Origin of the sequence: Vibrio sp. ER1A (genome assembly GCF_000733315.1) — a bacterium.
Lineage (GTDB): Bacteria > Pseudomonadota > Gammaproteobacteria > Enterobacterales > Vibrionaceae > Vibrio > Vibrio mediterranei.
This window is the reverse complement of sequence record NZ_JPJA01000093.1, coordinates 272,590-291,871: the sequence shown is the minus strand read 5'-3', so window position 1 is coordinate 291,871 and position 19,282 is coordinate 272,590. Positions and strand designations below refer to the sequence as shown.

Below are 19,282 nucleotides of genomic sequence, written 5' to 3'. Positions count from 1 at the left end.
AACAAGTTTACACTTGGTTAATTTTTAATCAGAGCTTATTTCATGGATTTAGAGTTTGATAAACAGCATATCTGGCACCCTTACACTTCTACCCTTAACCCATTAACTTGTTATCCCGTCATCTCTGCTAATGACGTACTTCTTAAACTAGAAAATGGTCTTGAACTCGTAGATGGCATGTCTTCTTGGTGGTCTGCGATACATGGGTATAACCACCCAAAACTAAACCAAGCCTTGACTCAACAAAGTGAAAAGATGGCTCACGTCATGTTTGGTGGCATTACTCACCAACCGGCAATCGACGTCAGCAAAAGGCTGTTAGCACTGGCACCTGATAATCTGGAACACATTTTCTTAGCTGACTCTGGTTCGGTCTCTGTTGAAGTAAGTCTAAAGATGGCTCTGCAATATTGGCATGCAAAGGGAGAGAGCCGACCTAAGTTCCTGACATTAAGTCACGGTTATCATGGTGACACCTTTGCGGCTATGTCGGTAACTGATCCCAACAACTCGATGCACAGTTTGTATAAAGGGTTTCTTCCGGAGCATATTTTTGCGAAATCGCCAACGATCAGTTTTGACGAAGAGTGGGATGAGGCCGATATTGCCGACTTTAAAGCAAAGATTGACCTACACCACCGCGAGATCGCCGCAGTAATCCTTGAACCTATTGTTCAAGGCGCTGGTGGGATGCGAATTTACCACCCCAAATTTCTTTCCCGAGTGCGTGAGCTTTGCGACCAATACGGTATTTTGCTGATTTTGGATGAAATCGCTACGGGCTTTGGAAGAACAGGAAAGCTGTTTGCTTGCGAGCACGCCAATGTCCAGCCAGACATTATGTGCGTTGGCAAAGCATTAACTGGCGGCTATATGACTTTGTCCGCTACACTCACGTCGAAGCATGTGGCTGATACTGTATGTGGCGGGGAAGCTGGCTGTTTTATGCACGGGCCTACTTTTATGGGGAACCCTTTAGCTTGCGCTGTTGCTTCAGCCAGCTTAGAACTCATTGCCGAGAACCACTGGCAGCAACAAGTCAGCAGTATCGAAGCACTGTTTGCTGAGCTGCTCCCTTCCTTAACTCGCCACCAACAAGTTGAGAACGTGCGTTGGCTTGGCGCAATTGGTGTGGTTGAAACCAAACACCCCGTAAATATGGAAGTGATTCAGAAGCATTTCGTCGAACAAGGGGTTTGGATTCGACCTTTCGGCAAGTTGATCTATATGATGCCACCTTACATAAGCCAGCCGGAACATATTGACGCCTTAGTTAAAGCGATTGATTTAGCGTTGGAAAATGAAGCTTGCTTCGTTGAATCAAGCGCAGGATAACGTGTACTGAAAAGCGGTTTGACGCTTGGTTTCAAACCGCTTTGTATATCGATGATAATTAACGTAGTTGGCTATCTTTACTCGCCCGACGATTAAACAAGCCCTGACGTTGAGTTAAGTGCTCTAGCGATTGCTGACATTGAATACAAAATCTCACACCCTTTATCGCTATGCGTCTCGCTTCAGGAATCAACTCCCCACACTCATCACAATAAAGCGCACTTTCTCCGCGAGTCGCCGCGCTTCTTACCCGTGAAATCTCATCGTCAATGGTATTTTGAATTTGTTGGCTGACACTATCGTCATTTGCCCACCCTACGGCCATATGCCCTCCTCAGTTAGGTCGAGAAATGAATACTTACCGTGGTAAGGCGGACATTATAACTATTGGGCTTGAGTTAATAATCAGTCGAAATTAGGAAAGACTATTACATTGTTGTAATAGTTAAATAAGACGTCGCATACCTACACAAGGGGAAAGTTGACTTCTAGATATAAAAAAGCCCAGCAATGCTGGGCTTAATAATTAGTAGGTTATCATTAACCGATATGTGTTGCGCCACTCATGTACTTTTGAAGTACGGCTGGAATCGCGATACGACCATCTGCTTCTTGGTTGTTCTCTAGAATAGCAACCATAGTACGGCCAACCGCTAGGCCAGAACCGTTTAGAGTGTGCACCAGCTCAGGCTTCTTTTCACCTTTACGGCGGAAGCGAGCTTGCATGCGACGAGCTTGGAAGTCCCACATGTTTGAGCAAGAAGAGATCTCACGATACGTCTCTTGCGCAGGAACCCAAACTTCAAGATCGTAAGTTTTACGAGCACCAAAGCCCATATCACCAGTACAAAGTACCACTTTACGGTATGGAAGTTCTAGCAACTGAAGTACTTTCTCAGCATGACCTGTTAGCTCTTCAAGCGCGTTCATTGAATCTTCTGGCTTCGTGATTTGTACCAATTCAACTTTATCGAACTGGTGCATACGAATAAGACCACGAGTGTCACGACCATAAGAACCCGCTTCAGAGCGGAAACAAGGCGTGTGCGCCGTCATCTTAAGTGGCAAGTCCGCCTCTTCAGAAATAGTGTCACGAACTAAGTTCGTCACTGGCACTTCTGCTGTCGGGATAAGAGACAGTTTACGTGGCTCTTCATCGCTCGCTTTTTCAGTTAGTGGCTCAGTGTGGAAAAGATCTTTACCAAACTTAGGCAACTGACCAGTACCAAACAGGCTGTCCGCATTCACTAGATAAGGAACATACATTTCTGTATAGCCGTGTTCTTCCGTGTGAAGATCCAGCATAAACTGAGCGATTGCACGGTGAAGGCGAGCGAATTGGCCTTTCATAACGATAAAGCGTGCACCAGTAATCTTCGTTGCGCTAGCAAAGTCTAGACCATCACCCATCTCACCAAGATCAACGTGATCCTTAACTTCAAAGTCGTAAGACTTAGGCTCACCCCAACGTGAGATTTCTACGTTGTCGTTTTCATCTTTACCTTGAGGAACGTCGTCCGCTGGCAAGTTAGGAACAGACAGTGTGATGTCTTCAAGTTGAGCCATTACCGCAGTGAGCTCTTCTTTCTTCGCTTCAAGATCGCTACCTAGTGTACCGATCTGCTTTTTGATCTCTTCAGCGCCTTCTTTGTCGCCTACAGCCATTTTCTGGCCGATCTGCTTGGAAATGGAGTTACGCGTGGATTGTAAATTCTCAACTTCTACTTGAATGGACTTACGTTGTTCTTCAAGTTTACGGATAGTCTCTACGTCTAGCTTGAAGCCGCGACGTGCTAATTTTTCAGCTGTTTCATCCAGCTCTGTACGAAGTAATTTAGAATCCAGCATTGCCAATCCTATGCTTTTTAGTTGTGAATACCTCTACAACTGATTACTTTCCAACCAGTTGTAGATATTGATTTGTTAACCGGATAAAGATAACTAAAAGCCACTACTTTTCATAGCGCTTTTGTGGGCTTTTTGCGTCTAAATCCGCCAGATAATCTAACTTTTCGCCAATTTTGGTTTCGAGACCACGATTTGTTGGCTGATAATAGCGAGTTCCCTCCATTTCGGGCGGAAGATATCGTTCACCAGCCGCATACGCACCCGGCTCGTCGTGAGCGTAACGATACTCTGCTCCATACCCCATATCTTTCATCAGTGAAGTCGGTGCATTTCTAAGATGATGCGGGACTTCATATTCTGGTAGGTTATGGGCGTCAGTTAAAGCCTGTTTCCACGCGGTATACACAGCGTTACTTTTTGGAGCGCATGCCAAATAGACAATCGCTTGAGCGATGGCCCTTTCACCCTCTGCGGGTCCGACACGAGTGAAACAGTCCCATGCAGAAAGTGCAACTTGCATCGCTCTAGGATCAGCGTTGCCTACATCCTCTGACGCGATGGCTAACAGGCGGCGTGCGATATAGAGAGGATCACAACCTGCCGCTATCATGCGTGCAGACCAATATAGCGCCGCATCTGGGTTTGACCCCCTAATGGACTTATGTACCGCAGAAATCAAGTCGTACCAGATATCGCCTTTATTATCGAAGCGATTGACTTTCTCGCCTGCGACTTCCGCTAATAGAGCTAATGTAATGTCCTTCTCACCCTGTGCATTATCTTCGGCCATATCGTAGAGCAACTCTAGGTAGTTCAGCGACATACGCGCATCGCCATTGACCAGCTCCGCTAAACGCTCCAGAACGTTGTCATGGAAATTTGCCGTGATAGTTCCCAAGCCTCGCTTTTCATCATCTCTTGCTTGTTCCAATACCAGTAAAATATCGGCTTTGTCCAAAGACGTCAGCTTGTAGACTCGAGCTCGAGACAATAGTGCATTGTTAAGCTCAAATGACGGGTTTTCGGTAGTCGCGCCAATAAAGGTTACTGTGCCATCTTCAATATGAGGTAGAAACGCATCTTGCTGGCTTTTATTAAAACGATGGACCTCGTCCACAAACAGAATCGTTCGTTTACCAGCCAGCTTGTTCTCACGAGCTCTTTCGATAGCCGCACGGATATCTTTAACACCTGACGTCACTGCCGAGACTCTTTCTACCTCTGCATCCGCATAATTTGCAGCCACTTCAGCAAGCGTCGTTTTACCTGTACCTGGTGGGCCCCAGAGAATCATTGAGTGCAATTGACCCGCTTCAAGCGCACGTCGAAGCGGTTTTCCCACACCCAGAATGTGCTGCTGACCAATATATTGCTCAACATTTTCTGGGCGCATTCTAGCAGCAAGGGGACGAAAATCTTCGTCCCCTGAAAAGTCAAAACTGAAATTACTCACGCAATCTCCTAGTTCCTTTGGTCGTCCACTTCGACGCCATTAGGAATCACAAAGGTAAATCGATCGGCTGAAGGTTTGCCTACCTTAATGTTGTCAAACGCAAAGGTCCCTTTCTGACCATCTTGCTCAATAACATTAAAGCCATGCACAATACCTTTACTATCAATATTAATCTGGAACTGCCCTTGTGTTGAATCAACAGCAGTAGGAATCAGAGTAAATACATCGCCCTTTTGATTGACGTTGTAATTTTCCCAGTCACTGGCGCGATTACGAGTCAATAATACAAACGGGGTTTGCTCGGTCGCTTGCTCCTGATTGTAAATACTGACTTGCTCTATAAATGGGCTGTAGTACCACAAGTTGTTGCCATCTGATACCAAGACATTTTCGTCAGGCATGGTTGTCACCCAGCGGAACATGCTAGGACGTGATATTTCAACATTGCCCTCGCCTTCCATCACGACCTCACCTTCAGGGCTAGTGACTTTTTGAGTGAAGCTAGCACTAAATCCGTCGTTTAACTGTAGTCTGTCGCTTAACTCCTGCTGAGGCGTCGCAGTTGCTAGAGCAGAAAAACCTAGCGTGGAAAAGCTCAAAGCGGCGAGCGTTAACCATTTCTTCATGTAGTCTCCTCAGAGCTTATCAATCATCATTAATCTTTAGGTGGCGGCGGTGCGAGTACCTCGCGATTACCATTATGGCCTGGCGCACTAACAATACCTTGCGCCTCAAGTTGCTCTACGATGCGAGCGGCACGGTTGTAGCCAATCTTAAATCGTCTTTGTACGCCTGATACCGAGCCTCGACGAGACTGAACAACATGCTCGACTACTTGGTCGAACAACGGATCCATCTCTTCATCACCTTCCATTTTTTCACCTGGAAGTAGAGTTTCTGGTGATTGTTCACCGCTGGTAATCTCTTCAATGTAGTTAGGTTTACCACGAGCTTTCCAGTTATTCACCACCGCATGCACATCATCATCTGATGCAAATGCGCCGTGAACACGCGTGGTATGACTTGAACCAGGCGGCAAATACAACATGTCACCCATACCTAATAGCGATTCCGCGCCGCCTTGATCGAGAATGGTTCGTGAGTCTGTTTTTGTCGATACAGTAAAGGCCACACGTGTTGGGATGTTCGCCTTAATAAGACCAGTGATAACATCAACAGAAGGTCGCTGCGTCGCAAGAATAAGGTGTACACCTGCCGCACGTGCTTTTTGCGCCAAACGAGCAATCAATTCTTCAACCTTCTTGCCAACTACCATCATCAAGTCAGCAAATTCATCGACGATAACGACGATGTAAGGCAGTTTCTCGAGTAATGGCGGCTCAGGATCCATACTGTCCCCAGCTTGCCACAGTGGATCATGAATTGGATGCCCGGCTTCAGCAGCCATCTTGAGTTTGTCGTTAAAGCCTTTAATGTTACGCACGCCTAATGCCGACATTAACTTGTAGCGACGCTCCATTTCTCCTACACACCAACGTAGTGCATTGGAGGCGTCTTTCATATCCGTCACAACTTCAGATAATAGATGAGGGATACCCTCATAGACCGATAGCTCAAGCATTTTCGGGTCGATCATAATAAAGCGAACGTCTTCTGGTGTCGCTTTATATAGCATACTCAGAATCATAACGTTCACACCGACCGACTTACCCGAACCGGTTGTACCTGCCACCAGTACGTGAGGCATCTTCGACAAGTCTGCAACGACGGCATCACCTGCGATATCTTGACCAAGCACGACTGTAGTAGGAGATTTCGCTTCAATAAACGCTTGACTGCCCACTACGTCAGAGAAGAAGACAGTTTGACGAGACATGTTCGGCAGCTCTAGTCCAACATATGGTTTACCAGGGATAACCTCCACCACACGAACTGCCATTGCTGACAGTGAACGCGCTAAGTCCATCGACAGACCTGAAATACGACTCACTTTAACGCCCGGAGCAAGATCAAGCTCAAAACGGGTGATCACTGGACCAGGGAAGATATCCACCACTTCGGCTTTTATCTTGTAGTCAGCCAATTTCGATTCAACCAAACGAGCGATGTTTTCTAATGCCTCGCGGTCGATGAAATTCTCACGCTTCTCTGGATGGTAAAGAAGTTCCAAGGTCGGCATTGGCTCTACTGGCTTAGGAAGATTCTGCTCTTGCTGTACTAAGAACGGATTCATCTTAGCCACTTGTGCTTTTTGAGCGTCTGCGACTAAGTTCTGGAACGCAGCGGAATCTGGGTCAACGACTTCAGGTTCACGCTCATTACTTTCTTGAGGCACTGAAGCGTGCGACGTTTCCTCTTGCTCGAGCGCATCAATATCGAATGTAGGCTCTACATGGGTACGAGACGGTTCAACTTCAAGTTCCTCAAAATTCCCCAACTCGCTACTTGCTTTAGGCACCGGCTCTGATGGAGCAACGTTAGTCGCCTCATCAACACGATTTGTGTCCACCGATACAGCTTGCGTTGTCGGCTCACTCACTTCCCATGGCATGGTATCGATATTGACACTCTCAGTCGCCGTTTCAGCCTGAGCGGAGGTAGACGATAACGCTGCTGCTCCAATGGCCGTAGAGGTTAGTGGTATAGAGGCATCCAATTCCGGCTCATCATTATCTTGTGCAGCAAAGTCATCACTAGAGCGCGCCGCCATCTCGAGTTCTTCGATGGTAGCGCCCAATTGACGAGTTCGTTCAACCTGAGGTTCGTTGCTGGTCTCAGAATGAACCGATGGCTGCTCTTGTACTGGGGCCTCAAATACAGGCGTGAACGGCTCAATAGTCGGTGCTGCTGGATGATATTCTGGCTCTGGTTCAACTTCAGACTCAGGGATTGTCATCGTCGGCTCAACACGCTGTGTGTCCGTGTCTAGCTGTTGCCAATCCGAAGAGAACAGTGGGTCGAACTCTTCTTCTTTGTTTGATGCGGGTTGAGCCGCGACAGTGTTAACTGGTTCTGGTACATGGATGTTGTATTGTTTCTTCGCAACCGGCACCGTATCTACATTATCGGTTTCAGACTCATTCGCTTTTGCTGAGAAGTGTGGCATATCTTCAGCCGACTCTTCTCGCTCAGGCTGCGATAAAACAGGCTCATACACTTCTTCTTTGGTACCACGTGCTTTATTAACAACGTTGGAAGACATAGACAGCACAGAATCGCCAATCCATTCGACAATACTCAGCCATGAGACACCAGTTAGTAGCGTAAACCCAGCGCCCCAAAGAAATAATAGAACAATGGTTGTGCCAAGTACGTTAAGCGTAGGTAGAGAGAGGCTCGTCAGAACATCACCAATTACGCCGCCCGATGAAAAATACCAGATATCATCGAAGTTGATATCTGCAAGACCGCAACTGGTTAAGATGAGTATCACCAGACCGAGGATACGCGTTCCCCAGATCATCAAGTCAATTTCATCGTCTTCATCGCGATTGCGGAAAAAGACCCAGGCACTAAAAGCCACAATGAATGGTATTGGGTATGCCAAAGAGCCAAAGACAAAAAATAAGGTGTCCGCCAACCACGCTCCGACAATACCCCCAGCATTTTGAATGTCTCCTCCCCATGAGGTCTGTGACCATGAAGGATCAGCAGGGTTAAAGGTAAATAGCGCTACAGCGAGTAGGATGGACGTAAGCACAGCCAAGATAAAGCAACACTCTCTCAGCCGTTGAAATCCGTTTAGGCGAAGCGCGTCTTGCTCTTCGCTCGTCTTGATAATCGTTTCGACTCTTTTTTTGTCCTGTTTGAACATAACCAACATCTAATTATTGAAAACAGCCCGAGCGGCAAAAGCCGCTCGGTGTATTCATTGATTTAACCACATCAAGGATTAAAACCCAATCTAGGTAGAGAATAAAGCATGGATTTTCATTACTTTAGTCAGCTTCCTGTAAGACTTACTGTAACTACAGTTTAGCGGGTTTTAATCACAAGTTGGTTGGTTTGCTTCACTTCTTCCATTACAACGTAGGTACGAGTGTCATTGACGCCCGGTAGACGAAGTAAGGTATCCCCAAGAAGCTTACGATAAGCACCCATATCCGACACCCTTGTTTTCAAAAGATAGTCGAAATCACCAGAAACTAGGTGACACTCTTGAATGTCATCCAGCTTTTGTACTGCAGTATTAAACTGCTCGAACACATCCGGCGCACCACGGTTCAGTGTAATCTCCACGAAAACAAGTAGTGACGCATCTAAATATTGAGGGTTAAGAAGAGCAGTATAGCCCGTAATATATCCCTGTCTCTCAAGTCGACGTACACGCTCTAGACACGGAGTAGGAGAAAGTCCCACTCGTTTAGAGAGTTCGACGTTTGAGATTCGACCATCTTTCTGCAACTCATTTAGAATGTTGCGGTCAATTCGGTCTAGTTCCTTGGACGGCTTCTTATAGTTGTCTGCCATTTTTTATTCCACCTTGTTACTTCCTTGCAAAAAAATATACTACAACTCTGTAATATTCAGTATCAAATTTTGTTTATTAGCTTCTATACTAGTACGTAATTCGACAATAACACCCTACAAACAGTTAATACAACCACAATATAATGAGGAGTCAGGATGATAATTGGCGTACCTAAGGAAATTAAAAACCACGAATACCGTGTTGGTATGGTTCCAGCAAGCGTTCGAGAACTAATCTCAAACGGCCACGATGTTTACGTTGAAACTAACGCTGGCGTTGGTATCGGTTTTTCAGACGATGATTACATCGCTGTAGGCGCATCCATTCTTCCTACCGCTGCTGACGTTTTCGCGAAAGCAGAGATGATTGTAAAGGTCAAAGAACCTCAAGCTGTCGAGCGTGCTATGTTACGCGAAGGACAAATATTATTCACTTATCTTCACCTAGCACCAGATTTTCCACAAACTGAAGAGCTAATCAAGAGCAAAGCTGTCTGCATTGCTTATGAGACTGTAACAGATAATATGGGTCGCTTGCCACTATTAGCACCAATGTCTGAAGTCGCTGGGCGAATGTCTATACAGGCTGGTGCACAAACACTCGAAAAGTCCAATGGTGGACGTGGTCTACTCCTAGGTGGCGTACCTGGTGTAGAACCAGCGAAGGTCGTCGTCGTTGGCGGTGGCGTAGTGGGTTCTAACGCTGCTCGCATGGCTGTTGGTATGCGTGCAGACGTCACAATCCTCGACCGCAATATTGATACATTACGCGTTTTGGACGAAGAATTCCAGGGTCGCGCAAAAGTCGTTTATTCTACTGAAGATGCTTTAGAGAAGCATGTTCTAGAAGCTGATCTTGTCATTGGCGCTGTTTTAGTACCTGGTGCTGCTGCACCTAAGCTAGTCACCAAAGAACATATCGCTAAGATGAAGCCTGGTGCGGCAGTCGTTGACGTTGCTATCGACCAAGGTGGTTGTTTCGAGACATCGCACGCAACCACTCATGCGGACCCAACTTACATTGTTGATGATGTGGTTCACTACTGTGTAGCAAACATGCCTGGCGCAGTTGCACGTACATCAACCTTCGCACTGAATAACGCAACTCTGCCTTACATCATCAAATTGGCGAACAAAGGTTATCAACAAGCACTGACAGAAGACAAAGGCTTCCTAGACGGCTTGAACGTTATTCACGGTAAAGTGACTTGTAAAGAAGTAGCAGAGAGCTTCGATCTAGAATACGTTGAGCCAGCAACGGCTATTGCGATGTTTAACTAATCGCACATCTATTTTGAACGTTATGTTCTAAGCCTCAATAAGTTAAAAACGGGCGTCATGCCCGTTTTTTAATACGCTCTCTTCGCGTGAATCAGAATATTTCTTGGCGTCACACTGGGTTCACAAAATGTACTGAGTCCCACATTATACCCCTGCTCTTGTAAATATAAGGCTTTGTCCAAAGCCAGCCACACTTCCAATGGTCGCCTGAAAACGCCTTGTACTACGCTTAATGCTTCCATTTGCCAATATCGTTGGTGACCCATTTGTTCAAAATGACCAAAATCAACATCAGGTAAGTCGAGTTGCTTATTATTAGCCGCCCATTTGCACAATGCTTTAAAACCACTCGATAGCTGCGATTTTTTTATACTCGGTATAGGTAAGTAGCCTTCACTTAACTTATGACTCTGGCATAAAGCATCAAAGCCTAAACGAAACACCATCTCTTGTTCACGATGACGACGAACACGCTCTCCTCCTGTCACGGTTTCTTGAAGTGGGATTCGCAACTCATGTTTACTTAGTGACAGTTTTGCGGCCTTCCCCTCTTTGGACAATGGCGAGTAATTCTCTCCTTGGATAAGGTGATAACAACACGGTGATATCGTCAGTGCGGATAAATGCTGCTCTACGGCATGTTTAATAAGAGTAACGTGTAGATCGCCACATGCATGAAGCGCAACAGCATGTTGAGTTGGCTTAAAGACCAATTTAGATTGCGGAGAAAAAGCATCGCCTTGAACAAACCGCATGGGTAACGCGCGTTTATCGGCTTCTTCTTGCCCTGCTTTGCAAAGTGCTGATTGAAACTCAAAGCTTGTAACGGACTGCTTCGACTCTGAAGCCAATAACCGCCCTAAAAATCCTTTCCCTGAGCACCACTCTAGCCATTCATTGCCAGCATGGTCATTCAAACACGCCGTTGTCATCTGCTTTATTTGTTCTAGTTTACGGCCAGGAATCCCGGCATCGAGACCTCTTGGCAACACAAGCTCCTCCGCCGAATGCATTGAGCGAAGTTCAATTGCGATATGAGCAGTTCGAACATCGGAAATATGCGGTTCTAACGCTTCAATGGCGCACTCAGTCGATGATTTGAGTTCCAGTGTCTCTTGCGGGGACAGTGTTTGAAGCCATTCAAACAATTGAGGCGCTGACTCTCGCCATAATACTTGCTCAGAGATCACTTGATGAAAAGGATCATGACGCCAATAGTTTTGATGACGAAGAAGAAATGAAGTGATATCTGCAAACGACTGATGCATTTGCGTCCCCCTATTCCCGGTGCAATGCGTTAATCGCACCGATTGTAGGAGGAAGTCTTCAACAACGAAAGGAGTTTATGCTATCGAACGGGTAAGTCGATATCTTTAAACATTTCTTCAATCTCCACATTGGACTTGAGAGAGATGGCTTGTTCAACAACTGGGCGAGTCAAATGAGGAGCAAAACGCTCCATGAAATCATACATATACGAACGCAGGAACGTGCCTTTTCTAAAGCCAATACTGGTAGTACTAGCACCAAATATATGGCTTGCATCAATGGCGACAAGATCGGTGTCTTGCGATTCGTCCATGGCCATACTAGCAATAACACCTACACCAATCCCCATTCTTACGTACGTTTTAATGACATCAGCATCAGTTGCAGTAAAGACTACTTTAGGCGTCAATCCAACCTTGTTAAAAGCAGTATCAAGCTCTGAACGACCCGTAAAGCCAAATACATATGTTACCAATGAATACGCAGCTAAATCTTCAATGGTGATCTGTGGTTTCAGTGCCAAAGGATGGTCTTTTGGTACCACGATAGAGCGATTCCAGTGGTAGCAAGGCAACATGATGGCATCCTGATAGAGATGCAATGCTTCTGTCGCGATAGCAAAGTTAGCAGTACCTTTGGCAATCGCCTCTGACATTTGTGACGGTGTACCTTGGTGCATGTGCAGAGACACTTTAGGATAACGAGCCGTAAATCCTTTAATGACCTCAGGAAGCGCATAGCGAGCTTGCGTATGGGTAGTCGAGATATTAAGCGTTCCCATTTCAGGGTGAGTATGCTCACCGGCAACCGCTTTAATACTCTCAACTCGAGAAAGGATTTCTTGAGAGATACGAATGATGTCTTCACCAGCCGTAGTGACTTGCGTAAGATGTTTGCCACTGCGCTCAAAAATCTGAATACCCAATTCGTCTTCTAGTAAGCGAACCTGCTTACTAATACCCGGTTGAGAAGTATAAAGACTCTCTGCCGTGGCAGACACATTCAGGTTATGGTTCACTACTTCGACAATGTATTTTAACTGCTGTAACTTCATCGGCTTCTCATCATCCCTGTTGATATTGCATTGAGCCCATCACAACTCAAAACAAGCATATAATTATTAGTTATAACGAATTACTAGAAAGATTAACAGTTTTTTTGACTACAAAATGCTCATTTGCATTTTTGCTGGATGAAAAGCTATCGAATTCCTTGCTTTATGACCGAATCGACAACTTAGCAGTGTTGATGCTTTTGTCTTTGGTGTATCCTGTTTATCGAATTGTAGGGAAACTCATTGTAGATACAAAACGTTATGAATATTGGTTTAATCATCGCACTGGTTGCACTGTTGCTTGTCCTGATCCTTGGGTACAACATCATGCTGCAGTACAAATTAAAGGCGGAAGCGACACGACGTCAAGAATCCGCTCGCTACGTAGCCTTAATTGATGCTACTGAAGAACTGATAAGCGGTGCTAGTTACCTCCCTTACAGCAAAGAATTGATGCTGTGCCTTCATAATCGCATTCTCGATGCTCTAATGAATATGTATGAGCTCGATCCTAAGAATAAACACCTTGCCCAAAGAGTTGAGTCTGCCAAAGGTCAAGTTCAGCAGATTCAAGACAGTTATGAAGGTAACGACGCTACATCGTTTAAAGTACCAACGAGCGATAAGCAAGCCATTATCATGCTTAAACTGGTTAAACGCCTACGAGACACTGTTCGCACTGAACACAATAAAGGCCGGATGGATACACAGTCGTATATGGTTGAGAATGCTCGACTCGAAACCATTCAGATTCGAATCAATATCGAAAATGTGATTAAACGCGCTCACGAATCTATCGCAAAAGGTCAACCAGGTACCGCCGCTCAACTGCTTAAAAAAGGTATTGATGCGCTAAGCACAAAAAATGACAACTACTCGATGCAAGCCAAAGAGAAGCTGTCTGAAATGCTAGAGCAACTTCAAAATAGCCGACAAGCTAAAGCCGAAGAAAAACAGCAACAAACCAATAGGGAGCGTGATGACGACATCAACGCACTGTTTGGTGAAAAGAAAAAATGGTAATCTTTACCGGTTCATAAAAGGTCGCTTTGGCGGCCTTTTTCAATTAGCTCAACGAAAAGTATTATGATTACTTCATCTCAAATAGACGCGATTCTTTCTCCGATTAATCAGTTTCTACAATGTCCAACGCCTAACGAGTGGGTTGAAGAAGCAAAAAAGCCCGACAACCTACCTACCATACTTATCGACCACTTACTGTGTGAGTTGAAAGCTGGTCAGTCAGCAATGTTCCTGATTCGCAAATACGCGGTAGATAAACAAAGCGCCGCTGTGTTGTTTGATTGGTTTAAGCCTTATGAAGAGTTTGCATATCGCCGTATTGGTAATATGGAAACACTGCGTGGTAAGAGCAATATTTCTAAGTCCATTATCGCCAAGTCCGACTCACCTTATAGCCAAGACTTAATTGATAAAATGGTGCTACTGATTAAGGAAGAGCTGCATCACTTTTATCAGGTATTAGAAATCATGGAACAGCGTGGTATCGCTTATGAACCAATACCCGCAAGCAGATATGCGAAAGGATTACTGTCGAAAATGGCAACTTATGAGCCTAATACCCTAGTAGATAAGCTCATTATTGGTGCCTATATCGAAGCTCGATCGTGCGAACGTTTTGCTAAGTTGGCACCTCACATGGATGACGATATCGCAAAATTCTACATATCACTATTGCGTTCGGAAGCGCGCCACTACCAAGACTACTTAACGTTGGCAGAGCAGGTAGCCGGTGAAGATATCAGTGAACGAGTGGCTTACTTTGGGAAGATCGAGGCGGAGCTAATTTCGTCTCCAGATAATGACTTTAAGTTCCATAGCGGAATACCCTCTTAAGCCTATTTAGCAAGCAGCATAAAAAAGAGCCAACATCTTATCGACATTGGCTCTTTTCTTTTTAATGGCTTAGCAATTTGGTTTAACGCAAAGACGCATTGATGTCTGCTAGAACCTGAGCAGGGTTTTCTGCTTGAGTAATTGGGCGACCAATCACAAGATAATCAGAGCCCGCCTGAATCGCCATATCTGGTGTCATGATACGTTTTTGGTCACCAACTGCAGCACCTGCTGGACGAATACCTGGAGTAACTAGTTTAAACTCTTTGCCAAGTTGTGCTTTTAGCATGCTTGACTCTTGAGCAGAACAAACTACCCCATCCAAGCCAGCATCTTTGGTTAGGTTAGCCAAACGAAGAACGTGCTCCTGAGGCTCAACATTAATACCGATACCCGCGAGATCTGACTGCTCCATACTCGTCAGTACAGTCACACCAATAAGCAGCGGTCGGTCTTTACCATAAGGTTCTAGAATCTCACGTGATGCCGCCATCATACGCTCACCACCGCCAGCATGAACGTTTACCATCCAAACGCCCATTTCTGCTGCAGCTCGTACTGCTTTCGAGCAAGTATTAGGGATGTCATGAAACTTAAGATCTAGAAATACAGAGAAGCCTCGTTTATGAAGCTCTCGAACGAACTCAGGACCAAATAGTGTGAACATCTCTTTGCCCACTTTTAGTCGGCAAGAGCTTGGGTCAATTCTATCGACAAAAGCTAATGCATCGGCTTGGTTATCATAGTCCAGTGCAACAATCACTTTTTGGTCAATCATTTTCGCTCCTCGTTGAAAGTTGAGTTTTACTCAAAAAAAGCAGCACATAAGTGCTGCATTAAAAATTCTGTGTCGGAGGCTACTCGCCATCCAGTCCTCGTATAGGCTTGATCGTACCCCATCCTTTACATGAAGGACAATGCCAATATAACGAATGCGTTGAAAAGCCACATTTACGGCATCGATAGTGCGGCTTAGTTTTTAATTGCTCACCCACCAGTGATTGCAAGGTCGTTAAACTCTCCTTCGCTCGACCCTCTTCCGCATTCGCAAGATGATAGTCCATCAGGCGGTAGAAACCCTTCATGGTTGGGCTACGAACCAGCTGCCGAGTAAGCAACGCCTGTGCGGCCTCCGTTCCTTCGTGGTTTGCAACTAGCTGCGCCAACATCAACTCAGCAGAAACACCGGCACCTTTTTCAATACTGGCTCTCAGAAATTCAACCAAACCCTGTTCTTGCCCTAAGTGGTGATAACACTCAGCCAAGGTAGGGAGAACTTCACTGATAAAGTCTTTATCTTGTTCTAGCACTGACTCAAGGTAGGACACGGTTTTAGCGTAATCTTCATCTTCCAGATAAAGTTTACCTAATGAAATGCTGGCACGAGCACACCTAGGGTCAACGGCAAGGGCCTTTTTAAAGTTTTGGATCGCCTTATTAGTATTACCATCGGCTTTTTCGATCATAGCCAACTCACACCAAAAATGAGCGATGCTGTTCTTCACTCGCTTCTTGCCCATCTTTTGTAATGCTGTGGCGTACTCAATCGCTTTATACCACTCACTGGTTTGCTGATAGATTGCCAGCAGTTGCGTTAGAGCAGCTTCACGATGTTCAGGTTCATCAACCAATTGAACGAAGATCTTTTCTGCACGGTCAAGAAAACCTGACACCATATAGTCTTTGGCAAGCTGTTGCAGAGCGAGGTTTTTCTGATCGATGGTCAACCCAGAACGGGAGATAAGGTTTTGGTGAATTCGAATGGCCCGGTCTACTTCGCCGCGTGAGCGAAATAAGTTACCCAAAGCTAGGTGAGTATCAATAGTCTCATTATCGACTTGTAGCAGTTCGATAAAGTGATCAACCGCTTTATCTGATTGATCAGATAGCAATAGGTTAAGGCCCGTCATATATTGACGAGATATTTGATGCGATTGCTCCTGTCGATCATGCTTCACGCTGCGCTGACCCATGTACCAACCATAGGCTGCAGCTATCGGAAGAAGCAGGAATAATAGCTCAAGCATTTAGTAAATAGACCCTAACCCTTTGTGTTTGATTAGCTATTTGAGCTAACCACTTCTTTAGATTCTGATGGTTTTTGTTTCGCTAACTGTTTCTTTAACTTGCGTACCGTCAATTGAGACTTGAGGTGTAAGCTGCCAAAAATAACCCAAGAGATAACAAAACCTACGACAAAAACACTACCCAGCAAGGTCGATAGATGGAAATCACCTTGGGCCAGCAAATAATTAAAAGTCACCACTTCTTGGTTCTGTGAGCCAAGAGCTAAGGTCACTAAAAAAAGTACTATCAGTAAAACTATTTTTATAATCTTCATGCGTTTTTACCACAGTTATTGGATAGCTACGATTATGCAGGAAATTGGATTCACACACCATGCCCTCTAACAATAATCTTGTTAATCGTGGCTAAAATTAGAGTATATAGACTATTCCATAGGCACCTTTAGTGACAATTAAGCGACTATGCTCACTCGACCATAAAACAAAACGGCACACTAATAAGTATGCCGTTTTATCGATTAACGAGTATTTACAGACTTTCGTTCACGCGCTCACGTAACTCTTTACCTGGTTTGAAGTGTGGTACGTATTTACCATCAAGTTCCACTTTATCACCAGTTTTAGGGTTGCGACCTACACGAGGTTCACGGTAGTGAAGAGAAAAGCTACCAAAACCGCGGATTTCAATACGGTCACCGCTCTCTAACGTATTGGCCATATGTTCTAGAATATCTTTTACCGCATCTTCAATTTCCTTTGCGGACAAATGAGTTTGCTCCGCGCAGAGTCTTTCTATCAGTTCAGACTTAGTCATAGGTAGGTACCCTCGTTACTCTTTATCTTTAGTATCTTTATATTCAGTGAATAGTGGTCTATTTGTCATTTTACAACAACAGTGCACTAACTGCCTGTATAAATTGATAATAGTCTATATTTTGAAAAGATAAAAACAAAAAAAAGGAGCCTTACGGCTCCTTTTTCACTAATGGCGTAAATTATTCGCCTTTAGCAGCTTTGAATGCATCAGCCATAGCATTACCGAACGCGCCTTCTTCTTGCTTGTTCAGTGAAGCCATTGCTTCTTGCTCTTCAGCTTCATCTTTAGCTTTAACAGATAGGTTGATTACGCGGTTCTTACGGTCAACACCTGTGAACTTCGCTTCAACGCTGTCGCCAACGCTTAGGATTAGAGACGCATCTTCAACGCGGTCACGTGATACTTCAGAAGCACGGATGTAGCCTTCTACACCTTCTTCTAGTTCGATAGTAGCACCTTTAGCGTCAACTGCAGTAACAGTACCGTTTACTAGAGTACCTTTCTTAGTGTCTGCAACGTAAGCATTGAATGGGTCATTTTCCATTTGCTTAACGCCTAGAGAGATACGCTCACGCTCAGCGTCTACTGCTAGAACAACTGCAGAGATCTCGTCACCTTTCTTGTACTCACGAACTGCTTCTTCACCAGCAACATTCCAAGAAATGTCAGATAGGTGAACTAGACCGTCGATGCCGCCTTCTAGACCGATGAAGATACCAAAGTCAGTGATAGACTTGATCTTACCAGTAACTTTGTCGCCCTTAGCTTGCATTTCAGCGAATGACTGCCATGGGTTAGCTTTACACTGTTTCAGACCTAGAGAGATACGACGACGTTCTTCGTCGATATCAAGAACCATAACCTCAACTTCGTCGCCAACATTAACAACTTTAGATGGGTGAATGTTCTTGTTAGTCCAATCCATTTCTGAAACGTGTACTAGACCTTCAACGCCTTCTTCGATTTCAACGAAGCAGCCGTAGTCAGTTAGGTTAGTAACACGACCAGTTAGCTTGTGACCTTCTGGGTAACGCTTAGCGATTGCTACCCATGGATCTTCGCCTAGCTGCTTAAGACCTAGTGATACGCGAGTACGCTCACGGTCGAACTTAAGAACTTTAACTAGGATCTCGTCACCAACGTTAACGATCTCAGATGGGTGCTTAACACGCTTCCACGCCATATCAGTGATGTGTAGAAGACCGTCAACACCGCCAAGGTCAACGAATGCACCGTAGTCAGTAAGGTTCTTAACGATACCTTTAACTTCAGTACCTTCTTGTAGAGTCTCAAGAAGTTCGTCACGCTCAACGCTGTTTTCAGATTCGATAACAGCACGACGAGAAACAACAACGTTGTTACGCTTCTGGTCTAGCTTGATAACTTTGAACTCTAGCTCTTTGTTTTCTAGGTGAGCAGTGTCACGGATTGGACGCACGTCAACAAGAGAACCAGGAAGGAAAGCACGGATACCGTTTAGTTCAACAGTGAAACCGCCTTTAACTTTACCGTTGATGATACCAACAACAGTTTCAGCTTCTTCGTAAGCTTTCTCAAGAACGATCCAAGCTTCGTGACGCTTCGCTTTCTCACGAGAAAGTTGAGTTTCACCGAAACCGTCTTCAACAGCGTCTAGAGCTACGTCTACTTCAGCACCAACTTCAACTTCAAGTTCGCCAGCAGCGTTCTTGAACTGTTCAGCAGGGATAGCAGACTCAGACTTAAGGCCAGCGTCAACAAGAACGAAACCGTTCTCGATAGCAACTACAGTACCTTTAACGATACTACCTTGTTGGAATTCTGTTTCGTTTAGAAACTCTTCAAAGAGTTGAGCAAAAGATTCAGTCATTATTTAATCTTCAATAAGTAAACGTCCATGGGCATCCTACCGCATGGGGTTGATAATTTAG

17 protein-coding genes are annotated in these 19,282 nt (G+C 45.0%); 4 read left to right on the top strand and 13 right to left on the bottom strand.

Translation table 11 applies throughout. The features are described from left to right. Positions 1-42 precede the first annotated feature (42 nt). Entirely contained in the window at positions 43-1,335 is a 1,293-nt protein-coding gene (bioA, locus tag HW45_RS22900; RefSeq protein ID WP_038230031.1) for an adenosylmethionine--8-amino-7-oxononanoate transaminase, read from the top strand. A gap of 58 nt (positions 1,336-1,393) precedes the next feature. On the opposite strand, the gene HW45_RS22895 is transcribed toward bioA, so the two are convergent. The 6 genes from HW45_RS22895 to lrp all read right to left on the bottom strand — a co-directional run bounded on the left by HW45_RS22895 (position 1,394) and on the right by lrp (position 9,067). Further along, positions 1,394-1,660, bottom strand: a complete 267-nt coding sequence (locus HW45_RS22895; RefSeq protein WP_038230029.1) for a DksA/TraR family C4-type zinc finger protein — start codon at positions 1,658-1,660, stop codon at positions 1,394-1,396. A gap of 215 nt (positions 1,661-1,875) precedes the next feature. Continuing rightward, positions 1,876-3,183, bottom strand: coding sequence for a serine--tRNA ligase (serS, locus tag HW45_RS22890; protein ID WP_038230028.1), 1,308 nt, complete (start codon positions 3,181-3,183; stop codon positions 1,876-1,878). Positions 3,184-3,286: 103 nt separating this feature from the next. Then, the gene (locus HW45_RS22885; RefSeq protein WP_327196427.1) at positions 3,287-4,576 is read right to left on the bottom strand and encodes a replication-associated recombination protein A; all 1,290 of its coding nucleotides are present in this window, start codon (positions 4,574-4,576) and stop codon (positions 3,287-3,289) included. Between the two features lie 68 nt (positions 4,577-4,644). Then, entirely contained in the window at positions 4,645-5,262 is a 618-nt protein-coding gene (gene lolA / locus HW45_RS22880; RefSeq protein ID WP_038230024.1) for an outer membrane lipoprotein chaperone LolA, read from the bottom strand. 29 nt (positions 5,263-5,291) lie between these two features. Then, complete coding sequence (locus HW45_RS22875; RefSeq protein ID WP_038230023.1) at positions 5,292-8,411, bottom strand: DNA translocase FtsK 4TM domain-containing protein; 3,120 nt, start codon at positions 8,409-8,411, stop codon at positions 5,292-5,294. 161 nt (positions 8,412-8,572) lie between these two features. Beyond that, positions 8,573-9,067 carry a leucine-responsive transcriptional regulator Lrp gene (lrp, locus tag HW45_RS22870; RefSeq protein WP_004734558.1) on the bottom strand — a complete coding sequence of 165 codons (495 nt, stop codon included), beginning with the start codon at positions 9,065-9,067 and terminating at the stop codon, positions 8,573-8,575. A gap of 156 nt (positions 9,068-9,223) precedes the next feature. Between lrp and ald the strand changes: the two genes are divergently transcribed. Further along, the gene (gene ald, locus HW45_RS22865) at positions 9,224-10,348 is read left to right on the top strand and encodes an alanine dehydrogenase (protein ID WP_006075567.1); all 1,125 of its coding nucleotides are present in this window, start codon (positions 9,224-9,226) and stop codon (positions 10,346-10,348) included. Positions 10,349-10,416: 68 nt separating this feature from the next. Here the strand turns inward: ald and HW45_RS22860 are convergent, their stop codons facing one another. Beyond that, positions 10,417-11,616 carry a methyltransferase gene (locus tag HW45_RS22860; protein WP_038230022.1) on the bottom strand — a complete coding sequence of 400 codons (1,200 nt, stop codon included), beginning with the start codon at positions 11,614-11,616 and terminating at the stop codon, positions 10,417-10,419. A gap of 80 nt (positions 11,617-11,696) precedes the next feature. Continuing rightward, positions 11,697-12,671 carry an HTH-type transcriptional regulator CysB gene (gene cysB, locus HW45_RS22855; RefSeq protein ID WP_006075565.1) on the bottom strand — a complete coding sequence of 325 codons (975 nt, stop codon included), beginning with the start codon at positions 12,669-12,671 and terminating at the stop codon, positions 11,697-11,699. Positions 12,672-12,932: 261 nt separating this feature from the next. On the opposite strand from cysB, the gene HW45_RS22850 reads away from it, so the two are divergent. Continuing rightward, complete coding sequence (locus HW45_RS22850) at positions 12,933-13,694, top strand: hypothetical protein (RefSeq protein WP_038230020.1); 762 nt, start codon at positions 12,933-12,935, stop codon at positions 13,692-13,694. Positions 13,695-13,757: 63 nt separating this feature from the next. Continuing rightward, the gene (miaE, locus tag HW45_RS22845; RefSeq protein ID WP_038230018.1) at positions 13,758-14,528 is read left to right on the top strand and encodes a tRNA isopentenyl-2-thiomethyl-A-37 hydroxylase MiaE; all 771 of its coding nucleotides are present in this window, start codon (positions 13,758-13,760) and stop codon (positions 14,526-14,528) included. An 82-nt stretch (positions 14,529-14,610) separates the two neighbouring features. Here the strand turns inward: miaE and pyrF are convergent, their stop codons facing one another. The 5 genes from pyrF to rpsA form a co-directional block, all read right to left on the bottom strand. After that, positions 14,611-15,306 (bottom strand): orotidine-5'-phosphate decarboxylase, encoded by a 696-nt coding sequence (gene pyrF, locus HW45_RS22840; protein WP_038230016.1) that lies wholly within the window; start codon positions 15,304-15,306, stop codon positions 14,611-14,613. A 79-nt stretch (positions 15,307-15,385) separates the two neighbouring features. Further along, on the bottom strand, positions 15,386-16,555 hold the full coding sequence (lapB, locus tag HW45_RS22835; protein ID WP_038230014.1) for a lipopolysaccharide assembly protein LapB: 1,170 nt from the start codon (positions 16,553-16,555) through the stop codon (positions 15,386-15,388). 32 nt (positions 16,556-16,587) lie between these two features. Next, the gene (locus HW45_RS22830) at positions 16,588-16,869 is read right to left on the bottom strand and encodes a LapA family protein (RefSeq protein WP_038230012.1); all 282 of its coding nucleotides are present in this window, start codon (positions 16,867-16,869) and stop codon (positions 16,588-16,590) included. Between the two features lie 215 nt (positions 16,870-17,084). Then, a complete protein-coding gene (gene ihfB / locus HW45_RS22825; protein ID WP_038230010.1) occupies positions 17,085-17,369 on the bottom strand; it encodes an integration host factor subunit beta in 285 nt (94 codons plus the stop codon). Between the two features lie 181 nt (positions 17,370-17,550). Then, positions 17,551-19,221: a 30S ribosomal protein S1 gene (rpsA, locus tag HW45_RS22820; protein WP_038230008.1), complete on the bottom strand. Its 1,671-nt coding sequence runs from the start codon at positions 19,219-19,221 to the stop codon at positions 17,551-17,553. Between the last annotated feature and the right edge of the window lie 61 nt (positions 19,222-19,282).

Coding starts and splice junctions, on each gene's coding strand:
- bioA (WP_038230031.1), top strand. CDS start 43: ATGGATTTAGAGTTTGATAAACAGCATATCTGGCACCCTTACACTTCT.
- HW45_RS22895 (WP_038230029.1), bottom strand. CDS start 1,660: ATGGCCGTAGGGTGGGCAAATGACGATAGTGTCAGCCAACAAATTCAA.
- serS (WP_038230028.1), bottom strand. CDS start 3,183: ATGCTGGATTCTAAATTACTTCGTACAGAGCTGGATGAAACAGCTGAA.
- HW45_RS22885 (WP_327196427.1), bottom strand. CDS start 4,576: ATGCGCCCAGAAAATGTTGAGCAATATATTGGTCAGCAGCACATTCTG.
- lolA (WP_038230024.1), bottom strand. CDS start 5,262: ATGAAGAAATGGTTAACGCTCGCCGCTTTGAGCTTTTCCACGCTAGGT.
- HW45_RS22875 (WP_038230023.1), bottom strand. CDS start 8,411: ATGTTCAAACAGGACAAAAAAAGAGTCGAAACGATTATCAAGACGAGC.
- lrp (WP_004734558.1), bottom strand. CDS start 9,067: ATGGCAGACAACTATAAGAAGCCGTCCAAGGAACTAGACCGAATTGAC.
- ald (WP_006075567.1), top strand. CDS start 9,224: ATGATAATTGGCGTACCTAAGGAAATTAAAAACCACGAATACCGTGTT.
- HW45_RS22860 (WP_038230022.1), bottom strand. CDS start 11,616: ATGCATCAGTCGTTTGCAGATATCACTTCATTTCTTCTTCGTCATCAA.
- cysB (WP_006075565.1), bottom strand. CDS start 12,671: ATGAAGTTACAGCAGTTAAAATACATTGTCGAAGTAGTGAACCATAAC.
- HW45_RS22850 (WP_038230020.1), top strand. CDS start 12,933: ATGAATATTGGTTTAATCATCGCACTGGTTGCACTGTTGCTTGTCCTG.
- miaE (WP_038230018.1), top strand. CDS start 13,758: ATGATTACTTCATCTCAAATAGACGCGATTCTTTCTCCGATTAATCAG.
- pyrF (WP_038230016.1), bottom strand. CDS start 15,306: ATGATTGACCAAAAAGTGATTGTTGCACTGGACTATGATAACCAAGCC.
- lapB (WP_038230014.1), bottom strand. CDS start 16,555: ATGCTTGAGCTATTATTCCTGCTTCTTCCGATAGCTGCAGCCTATGGT.
- HW45_RS22830 (WP_038230012.1), bottom strand. CDS start 16,869: ATGAAGATTATAAAAATAGTTTTACTGATAGTACTTTTTTTAGTGACC.
- ihfB (WP_038230010.1), bottom strand. CDS start 17,369: ATGACTAAGTCTGAACTGATAGAAAGACTCTGCGCGGAGCAAACTCAT.
- rpsA (WP_038230008.1), bottom strand. CDS start 19,221: ATGACTGAATCTTTTGCTCAACTCTTTGAAGAGTTTCTAAACGAAACA.